21 protein-coding genes and 1 pseudogene are annotated in these 19,096 nt (G+C 28.6%); all 22 read right to left on the reverse strand.

The window, feature by feature from the left end; translation table 11 throughout:
• Positions 1-6 precede the first annotated feature (6 nt).
• The 22 genes and pseudogenes from LEQ07_RS08620 to LEQ07_RS22485 all read right to left on the reverse strand — a co-directional run bounded on the left by LEQ07_RS08620 (position 7) and on the right by LEQ07_RS22485 (position 19,045).
• A complete protein-coding gene (locus tag LEQ07_RS08620; RefSeq protein ID WP_263330262.1) occupies positions 7-573 on the reverse strand; it encodes a ZIP family metal transporter in 567 nt (188 codons plus the stop codon).
• 245 nt (positions 574-818) lie between these two features.
• On the reverse strand, positions 819-1,883 hold the full coding sequence (prfA, locus tag LEQ07_RS08625) for a peptide chain release factor 1 (RefSeq protein ID WP_046821643.1): 1,065 nt from the start codon (positions 1,881-1,883) through the stop codon (positions 819-821).
• A 300-nt stretch (positions 1,884-2,183) separates the two neighbouring features.
• Complete coding sequence (locus LEQ07_RS08630; protein ID WP_263330263.1) at positions 2,184-2,777, reverse strand: N5-glutamine methyltransferase family protein; 594 nt, start codon at positions 2,775-2,777, stop codon at positions 2,184-2,186.
• Between the two features lie 15 nt (positions 2,778-2,792).
• A complete protein-coding gene (locus tag LEQ07_RS08635; protein WP_334307506.1) occupies positions 2,793-3,377 on the reverse strand; it encodes a DUF1385 domain-containing protein in 585 nt (194 codons plus the stop codon).
• A 68-nt stretch (positions 3,378-3,445) separates the two neighbouring features.
• Positions 3,446-3,643 (reverse strand): hypothetical protein, encoded by a 198-nt coding sequence (locus LEQ07_RS21135; protein WP_332843036.1) that lies wholly within the window; start codon positions 3,641-3,643, stop codon positions 3,446-3,448.
• Between the two features lie 197 nt (positions 3,644-3,840).
• Positions 3,841-4,350, reverse strand: coding sequence for a thymidine kinase (locus LEQ07_RS08640; protein ID WP_332843037.1), 510 nt, complete (start codon positions 4,348-4,350; stop codon positions 3,841-3,843).
• A gap of 57 nt (positions 4,351-4,407) precedes the next feature.
• Positions 4,408-4,608 carry a 50S ribosomal protein L31 gene (gene rpmE / locus LEQ07_RS08645; protein WP_025161269.1) on the reverse strand — a complete coding sequence of 67 codons (201 nt, stop codon included), beginning with the start codon at positions 4,606-4,608 and terminating at the stop codon, positions 4,408-4,410.
• A 113-nt stretch (positions 4,609-4,721) separates the two neighbouring features.
• Complete coding sequence (gene rho / locus LEQ07_RS08650) at positions 4,722-6,167, reverse strand: transcription termination factor Rho (RefSeq protein WP_263330288.1); 1,446 nt, start codon at positions 6,165-6,167, stop codon at positions 4,722-4,724.
• A gap of 195 nt (positions 6,168-6,362) precedes the next feature.
• Positions 6,363-7,361 carry a class II fructose-bisphosphatase gene (glpX, locus tag LEQ07_RS08655; protein WP_046821646.1) on the reverse strand — a complete coding sequence of 333 codons (999 nt, stop codon included), beginning with the start codon at positions 7,359-7,361 and terminating at the stop codon, positions 6,363-6,365.
• 157 nt (positions 7,362-7,518) lie between these two features.
• The gene (gene fsa, locus LEQ07_RS08660) at positions 7,519-8,166 is read right to left on the reverse strand and encodes a fructose-6-phosphate aldolase (RefSeq protein WP_046821647.1); all 648 of its coding nucleotides are present in this window, start codon (positions 8,164-8,166) and stop codon (positions 7,519-7,521) included.
• A 165-nt stretch (positions 8,167-8,331) separates the two neighbouring features.
• Positions 8,332-10,011 carry a M3 family oligoendopeptidase gene (locus LEQ07_RS08665; protein WP_263330264.1) on the reverse strand — a complete coding sequence of 560 codons (1,680 nt, stop codon included), beginning with the start codon at positions 10,009-10,011 and terminating at the stop codon, positions 8,332-8,334.
• A 17-nt stretch (positions 10,012-10,028) separates the two neighbouring features.
• Complete coding sequence (locus LEQ07_RS08670; RefSeq protein WP_263330265.1) at positions 10,029-10,241, reverse strand: hypothetical protein; 213 nt, start codon at positions 10,239-10,241, stop codon at positions 10,029-10,031.
• 419 nt (positions 10,242-10,660) lie between these two features.
• Entirely contained in the window at positions 10,661-13,027 is a 2,367-nt protein-coding gene (gene spoIIE / locus LEQ07_RS08675) for a stage II sporulation protein E (RefSeq protein WP_046821649.1), read from the reverse strand.
• A 91-nt stretch (positions 13,028-13,118) separates the two neighbouring features.
• Positions 13,119-14,039: a Ppx/GppA phosphatase family protein gene (locus LEQ07_RS08680; RefSeq protein ID WP_263330266.1), complete on the reverse strand. Its 921-nt coding sequence runs from the start codon at positions 14,037-14,039 to the stop codon at positions 13,119-13,121.
• A 56-nt stretch (positions 14,040-14,095) separates the two neighbouring features.
• On the reverse strand, positions 14,096-14,218 hold the full coding sequence (locus tag LEQ07_RS22985; RefSeq protein ID WP_442952413.1) for an FtsB family cell division protein: 123 nt from the start codon (positions 14,216-14,218) through the stop codon (positions 14,096-14,098).
• Entirely contained in the window at positions 14,194-14,349 is a 156-nt protein-coding gene (locus tag LEQ07_RS08685; RefSeq protein WP_263330267.1) for a hypothetical protein, read from the reverse strand. The genes LEQ07_RS22985 and LEQ07_RS08685 overlap by 25 nt, the downstream gene beginning before the upstream one ends.
• Positions 14,350-14,406: 57 nt before the next feature.
• The gene (gene yabQ / locus LEQ07_RS22480) at positions 14,407-14,901 is read right to left on the reverse strand and encodes a spore cortex biosynthesis protein YabQ (protein ID WP_046821652.1); all 495 of its coding nucleotides are present in this window, start codon (positions 14,899-14,901) and stop codon (positions 14,407-14,409) included.
• Positions 14,901-15,155: a sporulation protein YabP gene (yabP, locus tag LEQ07_RS08695; protein ID WP_021430372.1), complete on the reverse strand. Its 255-nt coding sequence runs from the start codon at positions 15,153-15,155 to the stop codon at positions 14,901-14,903. Before yabP ends, yabQ begins: the two co-directional genes overlap by 1 nt.
• 64 nt (positions 15,156-15,219) lie before the next feature.
• Complete coding sequence (locus LEQ07_RS08700) at positions 15,220-15,462, reverse strand: RNA-binding S4 domain-containing protein (protein ID WP_046821653.1); 243 nt, start codon at positions 15,460-15,462, stop codon at positions 15,220-15,222.
• Between the two features lie 62 nt (positions 15,463-15,524).
• On the reverse strand, positions 15,525-15,803 hold the full coding sequence (locus tag LEQ07_RS08705) for an HU family DNA-binding protein (protein ID WP_021430423.1): 279 nt from the start codon (positions 15,801-15,803) through the stop codon (positions 15,525-15,527).
• 89 nt (positions 15,804-15,892) lie between these two features.
• Positions 15,893-17,341 carry a nucleoside triphosphate pyrophosphohydrolase gene (mazG, locus tag LEQ07_RS08710; protein ID WP_263330268.1) on the reverse strand — a complete coding sequence of 483 codons (1,449 nt, stop codon included), beginning with the start codon at positions 17,339-17,341 and terminating at the stop codon, positions 15,893-15,895.
• A gap of 79 nt (positions 17,342-17,420) precedes the next feature.
• Positions 17,421-19,045 (reverse strand): annotated as a pseudogene (locus LEQ07_RS22485) (putative polysaccharide biosynthesis protein).
• Positions 19,046-19,096 lie beyond the last annotated feature (51 nt).

Raw genomic sequence — 19,096 nt, forward strand, 5'->3', positions numbered from 1 at the left:
TTTAGTTTATATATAGCTGACTACTAAAATTCCAATTAAAAAACCTATTATAGAATACATAGATTTTGCTGATGGAAATATTTCTTCTAAAACTACATACATCATAGTTCCTGCTGCTATAGCCAAGAACCCCCCTATTAAAGAAGTACACATACCTGCGAAATATGCGCCAAAAAAACTACCTATACCCATAGGAATCCCTGCTATTAATGTTAATAATACAACTTTAAACGTGCTCATTTTACTCCCAGCTAAACTAAGCGCCATTGCTAAACCTTCTGGTATGTTATGAATACCTATTACAATTGCTAAGGTAATTCCTAGGTTTTCAGTTGCTATAAATGAAGATCCTATCGCTAAACCTTCCGGTAAGTTATGTAAAAGTATACTTAAAAATATTAAATACCCTGATTTAAGATCCGATTCTACTTCTAGTTTATTTTTTATTAACATAGTAAGTAAAGCTCCAGCAAATACAAACAAACTTGTATAAATAACCCCTATTTGGTTCATGGATTCTTTAAGAAGATCAAATACCACAACAGCTAGCATCACGCCTCCAGATATTCCCATAAAAAGTTATATATCTTTTTATATTTTTTCTAAAAACAGTGGATATGATGCCTCCGATTCCTGTCCCTATAACTCCAGATATCAATCCAATCAATGTTATTCGAAACAATTCTTGTTACCCCCTAGTATTATTTAACTTGCTCTAAATTTTATGTAATATAAATTACTATTATTACAACACTAGATAATAACTCTTTTTGCTTGCAAAAAATCCCTATTCAAAATAGGGATTTTTTATATTAAAATTATATAGACATCATTTTTTCAGTTTGATCTACAGTTATTAATGCATCTATCATTTCATTTAAATCTCCATCTAAGAATGCATCTAATTTATATAGAGTTAAGTTTATTCTATGATCACTTACTCTTCCTTGAGGGAAGTTGTAAGTTCTTATCCTTTCAGATCTATCCCCTGTTCCAACCTGACTTTTTCTTTCTGCAGCTATATCTTTATGTTGCTCAGCAACTGCTTTATCATACAATCTAGCCTTTAATATTTTTAAAGCTTGTTCTTTATTCTTTAATTGAGATTTTCCATCTTGGCAAGATACTACTTCTCCTGTAGGTATATGTGTAACCCTTACTGCAGAGTCTGTAGTGTTAACACTTTGTCCTCCATTTCCTGAAGAACGGAAAACATCTATTCTTAAGTCATTTGGATTTATTTCTACTTCAACGTCTTCTACCTCTGGTAAAACTGCAACAGTTGCTGTTGATGTATGTATTCTTCCTCCTGATTCAGTAGATGGTATTCTTTGAACCCTATGAACTCCTGATTCGTATTTAAGAACAGAGTATGCTCCATTACCTTTTATCATGAAAGATACTTCTTTATATCCCCCAACACCAGTATCACTAGCACTTAATAACTCAATTTTCCATTTTCTTCTTTCTGCATATCTGCAGTACATTCTAAATAAGTCCCCAGCAAATAGAGCTGCTTCATCTCCTCCAGCTCCACCCCTTATTTCAACTATAACATTTTTATCATCATTAGGGTCCTTTGGTAATAATAGTATTTTTAATTCTTCCTCTATAGGCTCAACTTTTTCTTCCATTTCAGATAGTTCCATTTTAGCTAATTCTCTTAGTTCTTCATCTGATTCCTCTTGTAAAATAGTTTTAGAATCAGATATAGCTTTCATCACATCTTTATATTCTCTAAATTTCATTACAATTGGCTCTACTTCAGCATGTTCTTTTATAAATTTCTGCCATACTTTTTGGTCATTTATTACTTCCGGGTCCGCTATTTTTTCACTTAGTTCTTTATATTTATCTTCTAGTACTTCTAATTTGTTTAGCATACTTTTCACCTCTTTAATTGTAAAATATCAATAGTTGATTATATCATAGTTTATAACCTATAACAACTCTATCGATTCCTTGCAAGTCTTTCTTTGTATATATTTTAGAGTAACCATTATCCTTCATAATATCATACACATCTTTAGCTTGATCATGGCCAACTTCAAAAGCTAATATTCCTCCATCCTTTAAATAACAAACAGATTCTTTAGTTATTGACCTATAAAAATCTAAACCATCCTCTCCACCTTCAAGCGCTATATATGGTTCATAATCTTTAACTTGAGTATGAAGTGTATCTATATCTTTTTTCTTATATATGGAGGGTTAGAAACTATTAAATCTAGCTTTATGTTTTTATCTTTAATTCCACTAAATAAATTAGATTCTATAAAATCAATTTTACTGTTAACTTTATTACTTATAGCATTCTTTTTACCTATACTCAAAGCTTTTTCGGATATATCTAGTGAATAGACATGACAGTTGTCTATATACTTTGCTAAGCTTACAGATATAGCTCCTGATCCAGTTCCAATATCAACAATGTTCAACATTTTCTTATCCTTAGTAAGTTCTATTATTTCCTCAACTAACGGTTCAGTGTCTGGTCTAGGAATTAAAACTCCTTCTTCTACAAAAAAATCTAATCCCATAAATTCTCTATTGTTAACTATATATGCAATAGGTCTTCCATCTAATCTTTCCTTAATCATTCTATTAAACTCTTCCATTTGTTCATCTGAAAGTTTTTTATTCAAGTTTAATTGAATATACAGCCTATCAACATCACCTAATACTTTCTGCAATATTATTTCTGTATCTAATTTGGGAGTATCACTGATACTTGATAACTCCTCCATATATTTAATTAAAATTTCTCTTATTGTCATAGAATTTCTCCTTTTTTACTTTATGACAGCATCTAATGCTTTTAATGCAACTTCAAGTTGTTTATCATCTGGTTCCTTAGTTGTAAGTTTTTGTAACATCATTCCTGGATAAGCTACAGTTTTTGTCAAAATGTTATTATATTTCCCAAGCAATTTTATTATTTCATATGATATTCCGGCAACTATAGGAACACATACAATTCTCATAATAATTCTTACAATTGGGTTAGGCCACCCAAAAAAAGAAAAAAGTATTATTGAAGTGAACATTACTATAAATAAAAAATTAGTTCCGCATCTTGGATGTTGTGTCTTAAACTTCCTTGCGTTTTCAACAGTTAAATCTAGATCATTTTCATAACAATAAATAGCTTTATGCTCAGCTCCATGATACTCAAACACTCTTTTAATATCTTTATTCATAGATATTAATAGTATATAAATAAATAAAATGCATATTCTTGTAAATCCTTCTATTAAGTTCAATATTAAGTCACTATTTATAAATCTTGAAAATAATCCACCTATCATTGTGGGTGTTACTACAAATAATAACATTGCAAAAAACAATCCTATTATCAGGGAAATTATTATTATCACATCATTTGCCTTATCTTTAAATAGTTTATTTATGAATTTATCAAAAGCTGACTCTTCTTCATCATCATCTAAAAAAACTCAGATGAAAAGTTCATACTATTTATTCCTTCAATCATGGTTTCTATTAATATAAAAGCACCTCTTAAAAATGGAATCTTATCTATATTCTTATCAGATATCCAACTTTTTATATTTCTTTTTCTAATTATAATTTCTCCATCATTTTTTCTAACAGCTATTGCTCTCTTGTTTTTAGATTGCATCATAACCCCTTCAATTACAGCTTGCCCACCTACTGGTTGTTTTTCATATATCCACCTCTACTCCTAAACTATATATATAATATTACTATATTAGGCAAAGAAAAAACACCTAAAAGGTGTTTGTTATGTGTAAATTTATTTTTCAACTACATGACATTTTCTACATCTAGCTTCGTAACTTTCTACAGCTCCAACTTGTATTATCGGTTCATCATACTTAGCTGGCTTACCATTATAAGTCTTTGAGATCTAGTTGCTGGTTGGCCACAAACTGAACATATAGCTTGAATTTTATCTACAAATTCAGCTACAGCTAACAATTTAGGCGTAGGACCAAAAGGCTCTCCTTTAAAATCCATATCTAATCCAGCTGCAATAACTCTTATCCCTTTATCTGCTAACTTTATAGCCATATCAACTACTTCATTATCAAAAAATTGAACCTCATCTATTCCAACTACTTGAGTATCTTCATTTATATACTTTTCCATTTCCGAAGAATCCTTTATAGGAATAGCATTTATTGCATATCCGCTATGAGATACTACATCTTCTTTACTATATCTATCATCAATAAGAGGTTTAAAAACAACTACGTTTTGTTTTGCAATCTTAGCTCTTTTTAATCTTCTTATTAATTCTTCACTTTTACCACTGTACATAGGACCTATGACAATTTCTATATATCCATGATTTACCGGTCTATACATACTTAATCCTCCTATATAAATAAAATAGGAGTTGGCAAGCCAACTCCGTATTTACTATTAGTCGATTTTGAATCTCTTCTTGAACTTGTCTATTCTTCCACCAGCTTCTATATTCTTTTGCTTTCCAGTATAGAAAGGATGGCATTCTGAACATATCTCAACTTTTATTTCGTCTTTAGTTGATCCAGCAACGAATGTGTTTCCACAAGCGCAACGTACTTCAACTTCTTGGTATTTTGGTTGTATATCTTTTTGCATATTTGTCACCTCTTCTCCTTACTTTTCGAAATTAATTATATTAACTTTTCGTTTTTCATTATTCAACTACACCATTATAACATAAGATTATTTAGGGTACAAGAGTTTTCTAATTAGTTTAAAGTCTCTTTTATATACTTTATAAACGAATTATTATCCTTTGTTCTCTTAAGTAATTCTAGTACTTTATCAGTTACTTCATATACTGAATTACTGCTCATATCTTTTCTAAGTTTCCAAAGTGCAGCTTTCTCTTCTTCTGTTAATAGTAAATCTTCTCTTCTTGTTCCTGATTTGTATATATCAACAGCAGGGAACACTCTCTTCTCAGCTAATTTTCTATCTAAGTGTAATTCCATATTTCCAGTTCCTTTGAACTCTTCAAAGATAACATCATCCATTCTAGATCCTGTTTCAACTAACGCTGTAGCTAAAATAGTTAAAGATCCGCCTTGTCTAATATTTCTCGCAGCTCCAAAGAATTTTTTAGGCCCATGAAGCGCTCCAGGATCTAATCCTCCTGATAACGTTCTTCCAGTTGGTGATATACTTAAGTTGTACGCTCTTGCAAGTCTTGTAATACTATCTAATAATATAACAACATCTTTTCCATGTTCAACTAATCTTTGCGCTCTATTTAGAACCATCTCAGCAACTTTAACATGATGGCTTGATACCTGATCAAAAGTTGAATAAATAACGTCTGCGTCTATAGATTCTTGCATATCTGTAACTTCTTCTGGTCTTTCATCAATAAGAAGAACTATTAACTCTACATCTGGATGATTTTTAACTATACTATTGGCTACACTTTTTAAAAGAATCGTTTTACCAGCTTTAGGTGGTGCTACTATCAATCCTCTCTGCCCTTTACCAATAGGAGAAATTAAATCTATTAACCTTGTAGATATTTCATTTTGATACTTCTCTAATGTAAGTCTTTCTTCTGGGTATATCGGTGTAAGAGTTTCAAAAGACCTTCTTTTTGTAGCTGTTTCAGGATGTTCGTCATTTATTTTTTGAACATATAATAATGCTCTAAATTTTTCACCACTTTTTGGATGTCTTGTTATACCTTTAACTTTATCTCCTGTTTTCATATTGAATCTTCTAATTTGCGATGGTGAAACATATACATCGTGTTCTGTAGATAAATAGTTAGGTCCTCTTAAAAATCCAAATCCATCTGGTAGTATTTCTAAAACACCCATTACCTCATCATCTTTAGATGTATTGAACTCGTCAACAATTTTAGCTTCATCAACTTCTTTAACATTATATGAATTCCTGTTGTAATTTTGATTGTATCTTTGAGTTCTATTTTCATAAACCTTAGGTTCTTGCTTATTCACACTTTTGTTTGTTCTACTTTTAATTTCTTTTTCGGTTTCTTTTTTCTCGATTTCTTTATTATTATCTATCATGTCCTTATTTTTATACTCATTTATTATTTGTATTAACTCATTTTTTTTATACTTACTTATAGACTTAATCTCTAATTTCTTTGCTAATTCTTTTAGTTGAACTAGAGTCATGTCATCTAAATTATCCAAAGTCATATCTTTCGTATTCAAAAAAGTCCTCCTATCCCATAATTAAATTACAATTTTATTCGGAAATTAAAGGCGTGCAAATGAGAAGCTACCATTATTATAGCAAACAGTTAAACTTAATACTATCACTATTTATACATTATGGTCAACAAATAAAAAAATAAAACTATTCAAACAAAATAGTTTTATTTTTCTCACCTTCTATATACTATATTTACCCATTAAATCCGTTAATATATCATTTTTATCAACTGAATGTATTGCATCGACAAATCTGATTGTTCCTGTTTTTGCTCTCATAACAACCGAATTTGTTGTTATTCTATTGTTCCCTAAACTAACTACACCTTTTAATAAATCTCCATCTGTTATTCCTGTTGCTGCAAAGAACAGTTCATCACCTTGAGCTAAGTCCTCTAATGATAATATTTTTGATATATCTTCATCTGTTAATCCCATTTCATGGCATCTAATTCTTTCTTGCTCACTTAGTGGATAAATCTGAGCTTGCATATCTCCGCCCATGCACTTAATTGCTGCCGCTGTTATAACACCTTCTGGTCCACCACCAATTCCCATAAGCATATCTATTCCTGTATCTTCAAAGCAAGTTGCAATACCTGCTGCTACATCTCCATCTCCGAACATTTTTATTCTTGTCCCTAATTTTCTAGCTGCTTCAAATATATAGTCATGTCTTTCCCTGTCTTGTACTATTATAGTCATTTCTGTTGTCTTTTTATTTAAAGCTTTTGCTACATTTTTTATATTTTCTTCAACACTTGCGTTTAAATCTATACATCCCTTTGCCTTAGGTCCAACAATTATCTTCTTCATATAAGTGTCAGGCGCTTTAAGTAAACTTCCTTTTTTCCCCATTGCTATTACAGAAATAACATTAGGTAGTCCTTTAGCGATTAGTGTAGTTCCATCCAAAGGGTCTACTGCTATATCAACTTTCATGCTATCATCTGTCGCCATACCAACTTTTTCACCAATATATAACATAGGAGCCTCATCCAACTCTCCTTCTCCTATTACAACTTCACCATCGACCTTAACTGTTTCAAAAGCTCTTCTCATGGCCTCAACTGCTGCGCCGTCAGCTCCGTTTTTATCTCCTCTGCCCATAAACTGCGATGAGACTAAAGCTGCTGCTTCCGTTACTCTAACTAACTCTAATGCTAAATTTCTATCCATAAAATTCATCTCCCTTAGTTCGTTAATCTCTCTTCAAATTATATATCACATTTAATAAATAGTAAACATTTATAAATGTTAAATAAGGGTTTTAGTGTGTTATATAATTGTAAAAATACATAAAAAAAGCGATAATTTAAAAATTATCGCCTTTTTATTAGTTCTTAGGTACAGTTTCCCAGTCTTTTAAGAATTTTTCTATACCTATATCTGTCATAGGATGCCCTAGCATTTGTTTAAAAACTTTGTAAGGAACAGTTGATATATCAGCACCTGCTTTAGCTGAAGTTAAAACATGTTGAGGATGTCTTATACTAGCTGATATTATTTCAGTGTCTATACCATGTATGCTGAATATTTCTGCAACTTCCTCTATTAACATTATTCCTTCTTGACCTATATCATCTAATCTACCAACAAAAGGACTTACATAAGAAGCACCTGCTTTAGCTGCTAATAATGCTTGGTTTGATGAGAATATTAAAGTTACATTAGTTTTTATTCCTTTTTTATGTAAAGCTGATACAGCTTTTAATCCTTCTGCACACATAGGTATCTTTATTACTATATTTTCATGAATTTTACTTAACTCTTCGCCTTCTTTTATCATTCCTTCGCTATCCATTGAGATAACTTCTGCAGATATTGGTCCATCTACAATTTGAGTTATTTCCTTAACTACATTTTCAAAAACTCTTCCTTCTTTAGCTATTAATGAAGGGTTTGTTGTAACACCTTCTATAACTCCCCAAGAGTTTATTTCTTTTATTTCATCTACATTTGCAGTATCTATAAATAGTTTCATGTTTTACCTCCTTATATTTACAATCCTATAAATAAAGTTATTACCTTATCAATTTTAAACATTATGTATTACTTATAAATTAACCTAAACTAAAAGTTTAAAAAGTCCTTAAATTACAAGGACTTTTTAATATATTCTACCACTATTTCTCAATTACTTCTATCCTTAATTTATTAAGAGCTTTTCTAACTCTGATACTAAAGAATTAAATTTTTGTGTAGTTTGTTCTATAGGTTTAGTACTGTAAAGATTTATACCACTCTCTTTCAATAATTCTATCGGATAGTTAGAACCTCCTTTTTTAAGAAATGATAAATAATTTTCAGGACCATTTTTAATTATATCTTGAGAAAATGCAATTCCGGCGCTACATCCTGTAGCATATTTATAAACATAGAAACTATTGTAAAAATGTGGTATTTTTGCCCAACCAACCTTAGATAATTGGTCTACTCCAAAATCTTTACCATAATATTTTTGCAAAAGTTCTCCCCATATATCATTTAGTACTAATACATTTACAACTTCTCCACTTTCAAGCTTTTGATGCACTTTGTACTCGAATTCTGCATACATGGTTTGTACAAACAAAGTATTTTTTATTAAATCTAGATACTGAGTTATATAATAAGCTTTTTCATCTTTATTTTGAGTATTTTTTATTAACATTTCATATAACATAGCTTCATTAGTTATAGATGCTACTTCATGAGTAAAAATACTAGGTTTTGAATTTAAATAATTTTGATTCTTTGAACTCATATATCCATACACAGCATGTCCTAATTCATGAGATAAAGTAGATACAGAATCTAAATTTCCGCTATAATTCATTAAAACATAGGGATGACTATCATATACAGATAAACAATATGCTCCACTTACTTTATTATGATTAGAATATACATCCACCCATCGTTCATTAAAAGCTTTATAAAGTATATCTCCATATTCTTTACCTAAAGGATTTAACGATGCATATACAATACTTTGCGCTTTATCATATGGAATATACTCATCTACTGGATTTATGATTGGAGCATGCATATCATATGAGTAAACTTTATCTAAGTTCAATACTTTTTTTCTTAAATGTATATATTTGTGCAAACTTCCTAAATTATTATCAACCGTATTTATAAGTTCATCATAAACTTTAGGATCTATATCATCGCCTGACATGTACATATCTCTTGAATTTTTATAACCTCTAGTATTTGAATAAAAAATATTTTTCTTAACTTGTCCTATAAATAATCCTGATAACATATTTATATTATCATTGTACTGTAGAGATTCATTTTCATAAGCTTTTTTTCTTTCTTCTCGATTAGAACTTTCTAGTGCTAATGCATATTGTGATGGATTTAAGTTCGATTTTTTATCCATATTCATAAAAAGGTCATATACTTCTTTAGGTAAAGAAGCTATATCACTTATATTGCTTAACATTTCTTCTTCCTTAGAATTTAGATAATGCTTTTTGTTCCTTCTGATATCATTTAAATACATACTATACTTACTTGATATTTTTTCATTTTTCATGATATCTTTAAAATCTTTATTTGATAGTTTTAAAATTTCTAATTCTAAATTAGAACAAATAAAACTATATTCTTTATATACTTTATTCAAACTTTCGTTCATATTTAGATAGTCATACGATTTATTGTTAATATCACTATTTAAAGATACATACGCACTTAATTTTTCTAATTCTGAATCTAATTCTTCTTTTATATTTAATGCATATAGTAAATGTTTTTGAGATTTTGTTACTTTTCCCACATAATTTTCTAACTCTTTAGTTTCTTTACTAAATTTACTTAGATTTTTTCCAATCACTATTACTCTTATATAATTTAGATATATCCCAAGTAGTAAATTTTGTTTGGTTTTTCTTCTTCTTTTTTATCATTTTTAGAAGGTTCTTTTTTATTAGTATCATTTATCATTTCAAGTGCTTTTTCACTAAAAGCTTCACTGTTTCCGTTTATATCTCGTTTTAATAAAATAGATGCAAATAATATAACTGCAATGACTATAGTTATTACTCTATACATATTTTTCCCCATAAAAAGCCATCCTTTCACTAAGATTATTAGTATTAGGATGGCTTTTTGAATTTATATTATTCAGTTTTTGGAAAATAAGTATTTTAAAAATTATCCACATAATTATCAACATATTAACATGTTTAAAATGTTAATTTTTCAACATATTTTATACAAATTTTTTCGTATTTATACATTTAACACTGTAATTATCCACATATTATACATAGTTATTAACATTTTTTATGTTTTTTTGTTGATATTTATTTATTTTTAAATAAATATTTTTTAGTTAAAATTGTTAGAATTATTTTTAAATTCGCGCATATTTTGTCGAATATTGTAATTTCAACATATTCATAGCTTTAAATCATATATATATATCCACATTTTATCCACATTTTATTAACATTTTGTGTATAACTTGTGGATTTATAAATTTAATGCTTGAATACTTTACTAACAAGTACCGTCATATCATCATGAATATTATTATTTTGTATATCAAGTGCTCTGTTTAAAATTTCATTTGAAATTTCTTTTGGATTAGTTGTATCTAATCCTTTTAAGAAATATATAAGCCAGTTATCTCCTAAGTTTTTATTCTTTCCAGCATCAACAATTCCATCAGAAACCATAATTATATAATCTCCATCTTTTAATTTTCGACTATCTCTATCTATATTTATATCTGATAGTATTCCTACTGGCAAAGAAGCACTAGATATAAGTTCTATTTCTCCACTACTTCTTTTTATATAAGTTGAGCAAGCTCCCATTTTAATAGTATTTAATACTCCCTTGTTTAAATCAATAATTCCTAAATCTAATGTCGAAAACATCTCATCTGATGATTTAAGCATTAATATATTATTTATAGTATCAATTATTATTTCTTCATCTATATTGGAATCCATCATATTTTCTAATATATCTATGGTAACAGATGATTCTTCATATGCTTTTCTTCCTTTACCCATTCCGTCACTTATGGCTAGCATATATTTACCATCTGACACTTCCATATAAGTATAATTATCTCCAGAAATTATGTATCCATCTTTTGACATATTTGAAACTTCCGTTGCAATTTTAAATTCTTGCCTTTTAGTTAGTTTTATTTTACACTGGCCTCCTGTACAGGTACATCCAACTTTTCTTGCCACTAACTCTTCTCCTAAAATATTAGATATAATATTTGTTATTTTCCTTTCACATAATTTATTGTCACTGCAAGTTTCTTTTTCTATTAAAACTTCAAAATCATTGCTGTCTGTAGATATATAATTAAGTTTTTTTACACTTATATTATTTCTATCTAGTTCAACGAGCAAGTTTTTTTCCATCTCCATATCAAACGTTATATCTTTATCTAATTCTTTAGCCATACATTCTATTGATTTAGACATATACCTGATTTGATTTGCTACCAATTTCCTATTTTCAGAAAATTTTTGTTCCCAACTATAATCTAATGCAAACATTTTATAATAATAATTAGATGCCTTAACAATACTTTCAGGTTTTATACAATCCTTTTTAAAATCAATAGGTATATTTTCTAAATAAATTTCACCACTATCCTCTAATTCTTCTAATATCCTATTCAGCATTGTATAAGTGTAATTAAATTTAGAGTCCCAACATCTTCTTCTCATTCCACAATTTTTACACTCATCGTTATGAACCATATCTATTATGTGTGCTATATCCTTTTGATCTAATATTTTTTCTTTTTCTCTTACCCTATCAAAAGTATTCGCTAAATCTGAATACGTTTTATACATTCCCCTCAATCTATTATTTGTTATTTCTCTATTTCTAGATAAATAATCTTCAATTCCATCTTTAAGACTGCCATTACCTTTTATAGTTTTTTCTATACCTTTTATTATCTTATCAGGAATAAGTATTACCAATACACTTGCTATCAAAATATCTCTAACTTCCATAATATTAGATCCAATTCCAGATGTATAAATATAAATCAAACTCCATCCTACTATATATCCTGCTATACTTAAATACTTGTTAACTTTATTAAATCCACCTGAAATCAATCCTGCAAATGCATAAATACCCATATACATACTAGATACAAGGTTATTTATGAAGTAAACTAATCCAATTATAACTCCACTAGATGAACCTAGTGCAGCCCCACCTGTAATAGATAATATTAGTATAGTCATTGTTGTTAAAACATTTCTAATAGATATTCCAAGTAAAGAAACTTCTCCTATTCCCATTATGCTAAAGATCACAATGATCGTTAAAGCTACTATTTCTTCATTAGATGTAACTGTTCTTGAAGCCCTTTTGTTTATTACAGCTACTCCATACGAAAAAATATATGTTCCTACAAACATTAGAATACATTCAACTAAAGCTATACTTAAGTTATATACATAACTACCAAATATAAGAGCTTGTCCAATAGATATGGGAATCATTATTAAAGTTCCTATAATAGATATTTTATTTATTGATTTTATATTTTTAATATAACTAGAAATAATTTGAATAATAATTATACAAATTGAATATTTTATAATGTTAGATACTTGATTAAACGATAGTACCGTACCCGCTAAAGTAGCTATAAATACAGGTAGTTTATACTTATCTATAACAGATACACATAAGAAAAAAGCTACCCCCAATGGAGCTATATTATCCACAACCATAGCTCTACTAAGTAAAAATCCAAACAAACATAAAACAAGTGTGTTCGTATCCAAAAAATTAACTTGTCCTATATTTTTAAAAACTAAATTTCTTTTATTAACCGATATACTTCTTTCCATAAAAAAACCTCCCCCTGTTATTTTCATACTGAAATTGTAACAAATGAGAGATAGCTTTTTTGTCATAATAGGTAGCAAATACCTTATAATATTAAGACATTTTTTTTGCGTTTTGACATAATAATCCTTCCAAATTATCGTATTCACTTACTATAATTTTTTCTTTTTCTAAGTTTTTCATTATTAAATTTAAAATTGCTACACCAGCTGTTATAATATCCGCTCTTTTAGGCTGTAGCCCTTTTAAGTTTTTCTTATCATTTAATGTCATCTTTTTTAAATTTTGTAAAATATTATCTAAATCTTTTTTGCATATTTCACTTTCATGGATTTTTTCCATAGAATATGTTTCTAACTCCTGATTTATGGCCGAAACAGAAGTTATTGTTCCTCCAATACCAACTATTGATTTTATATTTTCTTTTTTTAATACACTTAGAGTTTTATTTATAGTTTTAAATATAAATTTTTCCATATTTTTAAACTCTATTTCACATATTGGATCCTGCTTTAAAAATTTTTCAGTCATTCTTAAAGCTCCTACATTTTCACTTTGGCAAAATTCAATTCCTTCAGAGCCTCCTAAAATAAATTCTGTAGAACCTCCACCTATATCTATAGCTAATATACTTTCTTTTTCTTCTAGACCCTGTAAAATCCCTGCAAAACCTAAATTGGACTCCTCTTCTCCACTTATTATATCTACATCTATATTCAATTCCTTTTTTGCTCTATTTACAAAATCCAATTTGTTTTTGCTATCTCTTAAAGCCGATGTCCCTATACAAAAAATTGTTTTACAACCTTTAGATTTTGCTAAAATTGAAAATTCTTTTAAAGCTTCAATATTTCTTTCTATAGCTTCTTTTGATATGCATCCTTCACTATCTACCCCTTGACCAATTCTAGTAGTATTTACAAACTTCTCTCTATTTAAAAGTTTGCCATCTATGAAATCTGCTACTAATAATCTCATAGAATTCGTTCCTATATCTATAGCTCCTAATCTCAATTTGCTAACCTCCTATTAACGTAATTAAAAAATGTAGATATAAATAGAGGAAGTATCTAATTACTTCCTCTATTTATATCTACATATATTATTTCATTTGGCTTTACCATTTTCAATCTATTTCTGGCTATGTCCTCTACATATTTATCATCATCTAAGCTTTTCTTGGATTTTTTAATCCTTTAATATCTTTTTCTGTTTCTTTTATTTCTTTTTTCAAAGAAGCAATTTCATTGTTGTATTTAACAGATTTAAAAATTTGAGTAGTAAACCCACCTATAAGTGATATTACTAAAAAAGATAAAAACATCCCAACAATTAGATATCTTGACCCTAAAAATTTTTCTTTTGTTCATAATCTCCCCCCTTACGATTTAATTTTTACTCTTTTTAACTTACCTAACTTAAATTTCATAAACATCGCTATTCTTAAAATTAAATTAGGTATATAAAATATAGTATCAAATAATAAGTGTATTGAGTAGATTATAACGTAATACAAATTAACCGAAATCTTGCACGTACATACTAAAATTCGTCTTATAGTGTTAATAACAAATCCTATTGATTTATTTAATACTTTTAGTATGAATTTACTGATAGTATTATAATAAATAATAAATCCTATAAATAAAGCAATAAAATGATAATATCTTAAATCAAAGGATTCTATGACATTTATAGTTACAAAAACAAGCAAAGTCACAATTATCCAAAATAATACATCATAAAAAACTGAGAAAATTTTTATTATATTAAAGTTTTGTTTAAAAGCTCTATATAGATCAAATAAAACCCCTATAAATATTCCACCATATATCGTTGCAAAAAATGCTCCGAGGTCCTGAGTGAATGGTATCATTATTTAAATAACTTCTTAAAGAAATTTTCTTGAGGTTCCTTAGCCTTACTGTAATTTATTCCATTTATAGTCCCTGTCACAGTAATAACTTTTTCGTCTATACTAAGCTTACTCATGTCTAAATTTTCTCCATCTACAATCATATCTCCAGATGTAGTTCTTATTTCTACTTTTTTATCATTGAAAGAGTATATATGCTCTACTCCAGAAATAGTTAAACTTGATCGATTGTTTAAGCTTATACTATGTTCCATAATATCCCTCCATATTAAATCTTTATAATTAACCTAATATAAATATACGAGGGATATTTAAAATTTATTCTATTATCTCAAACATTTCTTTAGCATCATTTTTTAATACATGATCTTTTATTTCTTTTATTTCAAATTTCATTAGTTTTTCACCAAATTGAATTTCAAGAATATCTCCTATATTAACTTCTGATGATGATTTAGCTAACTTACCGTTTATAGTAACTATACCTTTATCACAAGCCTCTTTAGCCACTGTTCTTCTTTTTATTATTCTTGAAACTTTTAAAAATTTATCTAATCTCATCTATGAAAACCTCCTTATATAGAAAAAGTGTGGAAAATCCACACTTTTAAATATAAATAAAATTATCCATTTATTATATCTTTTAATCCCTTTCCAGCTTTGAAAACTGGTGCCTTAGAAGCTGGTATATCTATAACTTCTTCTGGGTTTCTTGGGTTTCTTCCTTGTCTTGCTGCTCTTTCTCTAGTTTCAAAAGTTCCAAATCCTACTAATTGAACTTTTTCTCCTGATACTAATGCTTCTTCAACTGATTTCATGAAAGCATTTAATGCTGCTTCTGCTTCCTTCTTTGTTAATTCACTCTTTTCTGCCATTTTTGCTACTAATTCAGCTTTATTCACGTTACTTACCTCCTAAAAGTTTATATTATAGAATTTTATACTCAATATTAGATAAAATTCTAGATTTTTAACAAAATACCTTCTGCTTACTAAATTTTTTTAGATTCATTCCAAATTTCATCCATCTCTGCTAATGACATATCTTCTAATTGTCTATTTAAACTTATAGCTCTATTTTCTATAAATTCAAATCTATTTACAAATTTTTCAGTAGTCAAGTTCAATGCTTCTTCTGGATTTATATCTAAAAATCTAGCAAGATTAACTATAGAGAATAGTAAATCTCCTAGTTCTTCCTTTATGTATTTTATATTTCCTTGTTTGTGTTCGTCAAGTAATTCTTTATATTCTTCTACAATTTTTTTAAAAACATCGTCAATATCATCCCAGTCAAACCCTACCAAAGATGCCTTATATTGTACTTTTTTAGCCTTTGTTAGTGCTGGTAAACTGTTTGGAATTCTTTTCAATCCTTCTGTTATCGTAGATTCACCTTTTTCCTTCTTTTTTAACTCTTCCCAAGTTTTGTCATATGTATTCATATCCACTTCTTCATTTTTAAATACATGAGGATGTCTAAATATTAATTTCTCACAAATGCTATTAGTAATTTCTTTTAAATCAAAGTAGCCTTCTTCTTTACCTATTTGTGAGTGAAAAACAACATGAAGTAAAATATCACCTAGTTCTTCTATCATTTCATCAATATCATCATTATCTATAGCTTGTCCAAGTTCATATGCTTCTTCAATTATATGAGCTTTTAGAGATTTATGCGTTTGTTTCTTATCCCAATCACATCCATTTTCTCCTCTAAGTTGCTCAACTATATTTTCTAGATCTTTTACTGTATTATACATAGTTTTATCAGATTTTGGAATATATAAACTTGTTAAATAATCAAATTCATTATCATTTCTATCAAGTTCATATAATTTAACATACTTTTTGCTTTCTAAAGCTTTAACGCCTGCAGCTTTTACTATACATATTTCTTGTTCATCATCATAATTTTCCATTAATGCTAACTTTACATTTGATGCTATAAATCTATCATAAATTTGAGTAATTATCATGCTAGTATTTGTATCTATATAGCTATTTTCAATTTCAAATGCATCTACTAACTTAAATCCTTCTGATGGATCAACTTCTAAATAGTTAAACATAGCATCTACAAAGCTCATAGAAGCTATTGTTTCCACTTCTACGCCTTTTCTATGTGCAATCCCAGCAATTATACCTACAGTCTTTTCTGCAACCCTAGGATGTCCAGGTACTGCATATATAAGATCTCCATTTTGTGTTTCTTCAATTATAAAATTTGATATATTATTATAAATATTATCAAAGTTTTCATCTTGATTATAAAAATAATCCAAAGATGTATATTTTATTTCATTCTTTAACTTATCAATTATAGGATGTTTCTCAGTTCTAAGAAAAACTCTAGAGCTATTTTTTAAAGCTTCTAAAGCTCCTTGGCTTATTAAAGAATATTCTCCAGGCCCAAGACCTACTATAGTTATTTTTCCCATATAAAAAGTCTCCTTATCCTGTAAAAATAAAGGAAGTTACTTAATATAAGTATTTCCTTTATTTACACATATATATACATTATTTCATAAGTTTTAATTTTCTAAGAACTTTATATACTTTATCTCCCTTAGGCATATTTAACAATTCATCTTTTTTTATACCGCCTAATCCAATAGTTGAAATTACATAAACTATACCTCCAATAACCATTGATATTAAAGTCGATAAAGTATTTCCTAACGTTCCTATCATAATACCATAACTTAATTTTACTGTTACAAACATAATAAGTACAATTATTAATGGCTTTATGAAAAATGTTTTAACTGATAATCTCATTCTCATTGCTTTTTTTATGTAGTTTAATTCAAGCATAGCAGCTACAAAATAAGCCGTTACAGTCCCTAAAGCTGATCCTATAACATTTATTTCTGGTATTGCTGTTAATGTGTAACTAATCACTATTTTAAAAGCCATACCTATAACCAAACAAAAAACTGGAACCATAGGTTTTCCCATACCTTGAAGTATACCATTTAAGCTCTGTATAAGCCCTAAAAATACTACACAAGGTGTTAAAACTAATAATATAGTCCCAACTGAATCTGGTTGTGCTGGAAATAAAAGTTTCATTATAGGATGTGCTAAAGATGCCATCCCAAAAGCCGCTGGTAAAACAATCATTAATGTTACTTTTATAGCAGTTTTAGTTTCTTTTATAGCTTTAGCTCTATTTCCAACAGCATAAGCTTGTGATATGGCAGGAACTAAGCTCATACTCATAGCAACAGTTATAACTGCTGGTAAGTTGATTATAGCCATAGCCATTCCCGTTAATTGACCAAACATTACATTTGCCTCAGTTTGGGTAAAACCAGCCTCTACTAACCTTCTTATAACAATTACAGTATCTACCATATTTACTAGTGGCATAACAGCTGCTCCTATAGTTATAGGTATAGCTACTACTAATAATTTTTTAGTATCCTAGATACACTTTCTTCTCTAAATTTTTTACTTGATTTTATTTCTCTTTTTATAGTTTTTAATTTAAATAAATAAGCTATTATCAGATATATAATAGATGCTATAGCCCCTATAGTAGCACCAATTATAGCCCCTGCTGCACCTTGTTGTGATCCAGGGTTTGGCCCAAGACTAGTCATAAAAAGATACGCAAGAGTTATTCCTAATATAACTCTAAAAAGTTGTTCAATTATTTGAGAAATCGCTATATGAGTCATTTCTCTTCTTCCTTGAAAATATCCTCTATAAGATGACATCGCCGGAACAAATAAAAGAGCTGGTGAAATAGCAACCATTGCATATTTAGCTCCCGGATTTTTCATTATGTAATTTACAATAAAATCTGATCCAAAGAAAAATATACAAAATGATACGAACCCTGTTATTGTCAGTACACGATGAGATACTTTAAATACCTTATGTGCTCCTTTATAGTTACCTATAGCTATTTTTTCTGAAACCAATTTGGCTAGTGCAGTTGGAAACCCTGCAGTTGCCAAAATTAAAAAAAAGGTATATACAGGGTATGCAGCTTGATAATACCCCATACCTTCTGCCCCAATTAAATTCCCAACAGGTATTCTAAAAAATCCACCTATTATTTTAACTATGATTCCTGCTAATCCTAGTATTAATGCCCCTTTCAAGAATGAATCTTTTCCCTTATTGTTACTCATAATTCCCCTCCATATTATGTTGTATAACAAACTCTAATATAACATATATGC

This window comes from Paraclostridium sp. AKS73 (genome assembly GCF_025671395.1).
In the GTDB taxonomy this organism is placed as follows: Bacteria; Bacillota; Clostridia; order Peptostreptococcales; family Peptostreptococcaceae; genus Paraclostridium; species Paraclostridium benzoelyticum.

Excerpts from the sequence above, each read along its gene's own strand:
- LEQ07_RS08620 (WP_263330262.1), bottom strand. The coding sequence starts at position 573 with ATGGGAATATCTGGAGGCGTGATGCTAGCTGTTGTGGTATTTGATCTT.
- prfA (WP_046821643.1), bottom strand. The coding sequence starts at position 1,883 with ATGCTAAACAAATTAGAAGTACTAGAAGATAAATATAAAGAACTAAGT.
- LEQ07_RS08630 (WP_263330263.1), bottom strand. The coding sequence starts at position 2,777 with ATGACAATAAGAGAAATTTTAATTAAATATATGGAGGAGTTATCAAGT.
- LEQ07_RS21135 (WP_332843036.1), bottom strand. The coding sequence starts at position 3,643 with ATGATGCAATCTAAAAACAAGAGAGCAATAGCTGTTAGAAAAAATGAT.
- LEQ07_RS08640 (WP_332843037.1), bottom strand. The coding sequence starts at position 4,350 with ATGTATAGACCGGTAAATCATGGATATATAGAAATTGTCATAGGTCCT.
- rpmE (WP_025161269.1), bottom strand. The coding sequence starts at position 4,608 with ATGCAAAAAGATATACAACCAAAATACCAAGAAGTTGAAGTACGTTGC.
- rho (WP_263330288.1), bottom strand. The coding sequence starts at position 6,167 with ATGACTTTGGATAATTTAGATGACATGACTCTAGTTCAACTAAAAGAA.
- glpX (WP_046821646.1), bottom strand. The coding sequence starts at position 7,361 with ATGGATAGAAATTTAGCATTAGAGTTAGTTAGAGTAACGGAAGCAGCA.
- fsa (WP_046821647.1), bottom strand. The coding sequence starts at position 8,166 with ATGAAACTATTTATAGATACTGCAAATGTAGATGAAATAAAAGAAATA.
- LEQ07_RS08670 (WP_263330265.1), bottom strand. The coding sequence starts at position 10,241 with ATGGGGAAAAATATGTATAGAGTAATAACTATAGTCATTGCAGTTATA.
- spoIIE (WP_046821649.1), bottom strand. The coding sequence starts at position 13,027 with ATGGAAAGAAGTATATCGGTTAATAAAAGAAATTTAGTTTTTAAAAAT.
- LEQ07_RS08685 (WP_263330267.1), bottom strand. The coding sequence starts at position 14,349 with ATGTTTTTATCTTTTTTAGTAATATCACTTATAGGTGGGTTTACTACT.
- yabQ (WP_046821652.1), bottom strand. The coding sequence starts at position 14,901 with ATGATACCATTCACTCAGGACCTCGGAGCATTTTTTGCAACGATATAT.
- yabP (WP_021430372.1), bottom strand. The coding sequence starts at position 15,155 with ATGGAACATAGTATAAGCTTAAACAATCGATCAAGTTTAACTATTTCT.
- LEQ07_RS08700 (WP_046821653.1), bottom strand. The coding sequence starts at position 15,462 with ATGAGATTAGATAAATTTTTAAAAGTTTCAAGAATAATAAAAAGAAGA.
- mazG (WP_263330268.1), bottom strand. The coding sequence starts at position 17,341 with ATGGGAAAAATAACTATAGTAGGTCTTGGGCCTGGAGAATATTCTTTA.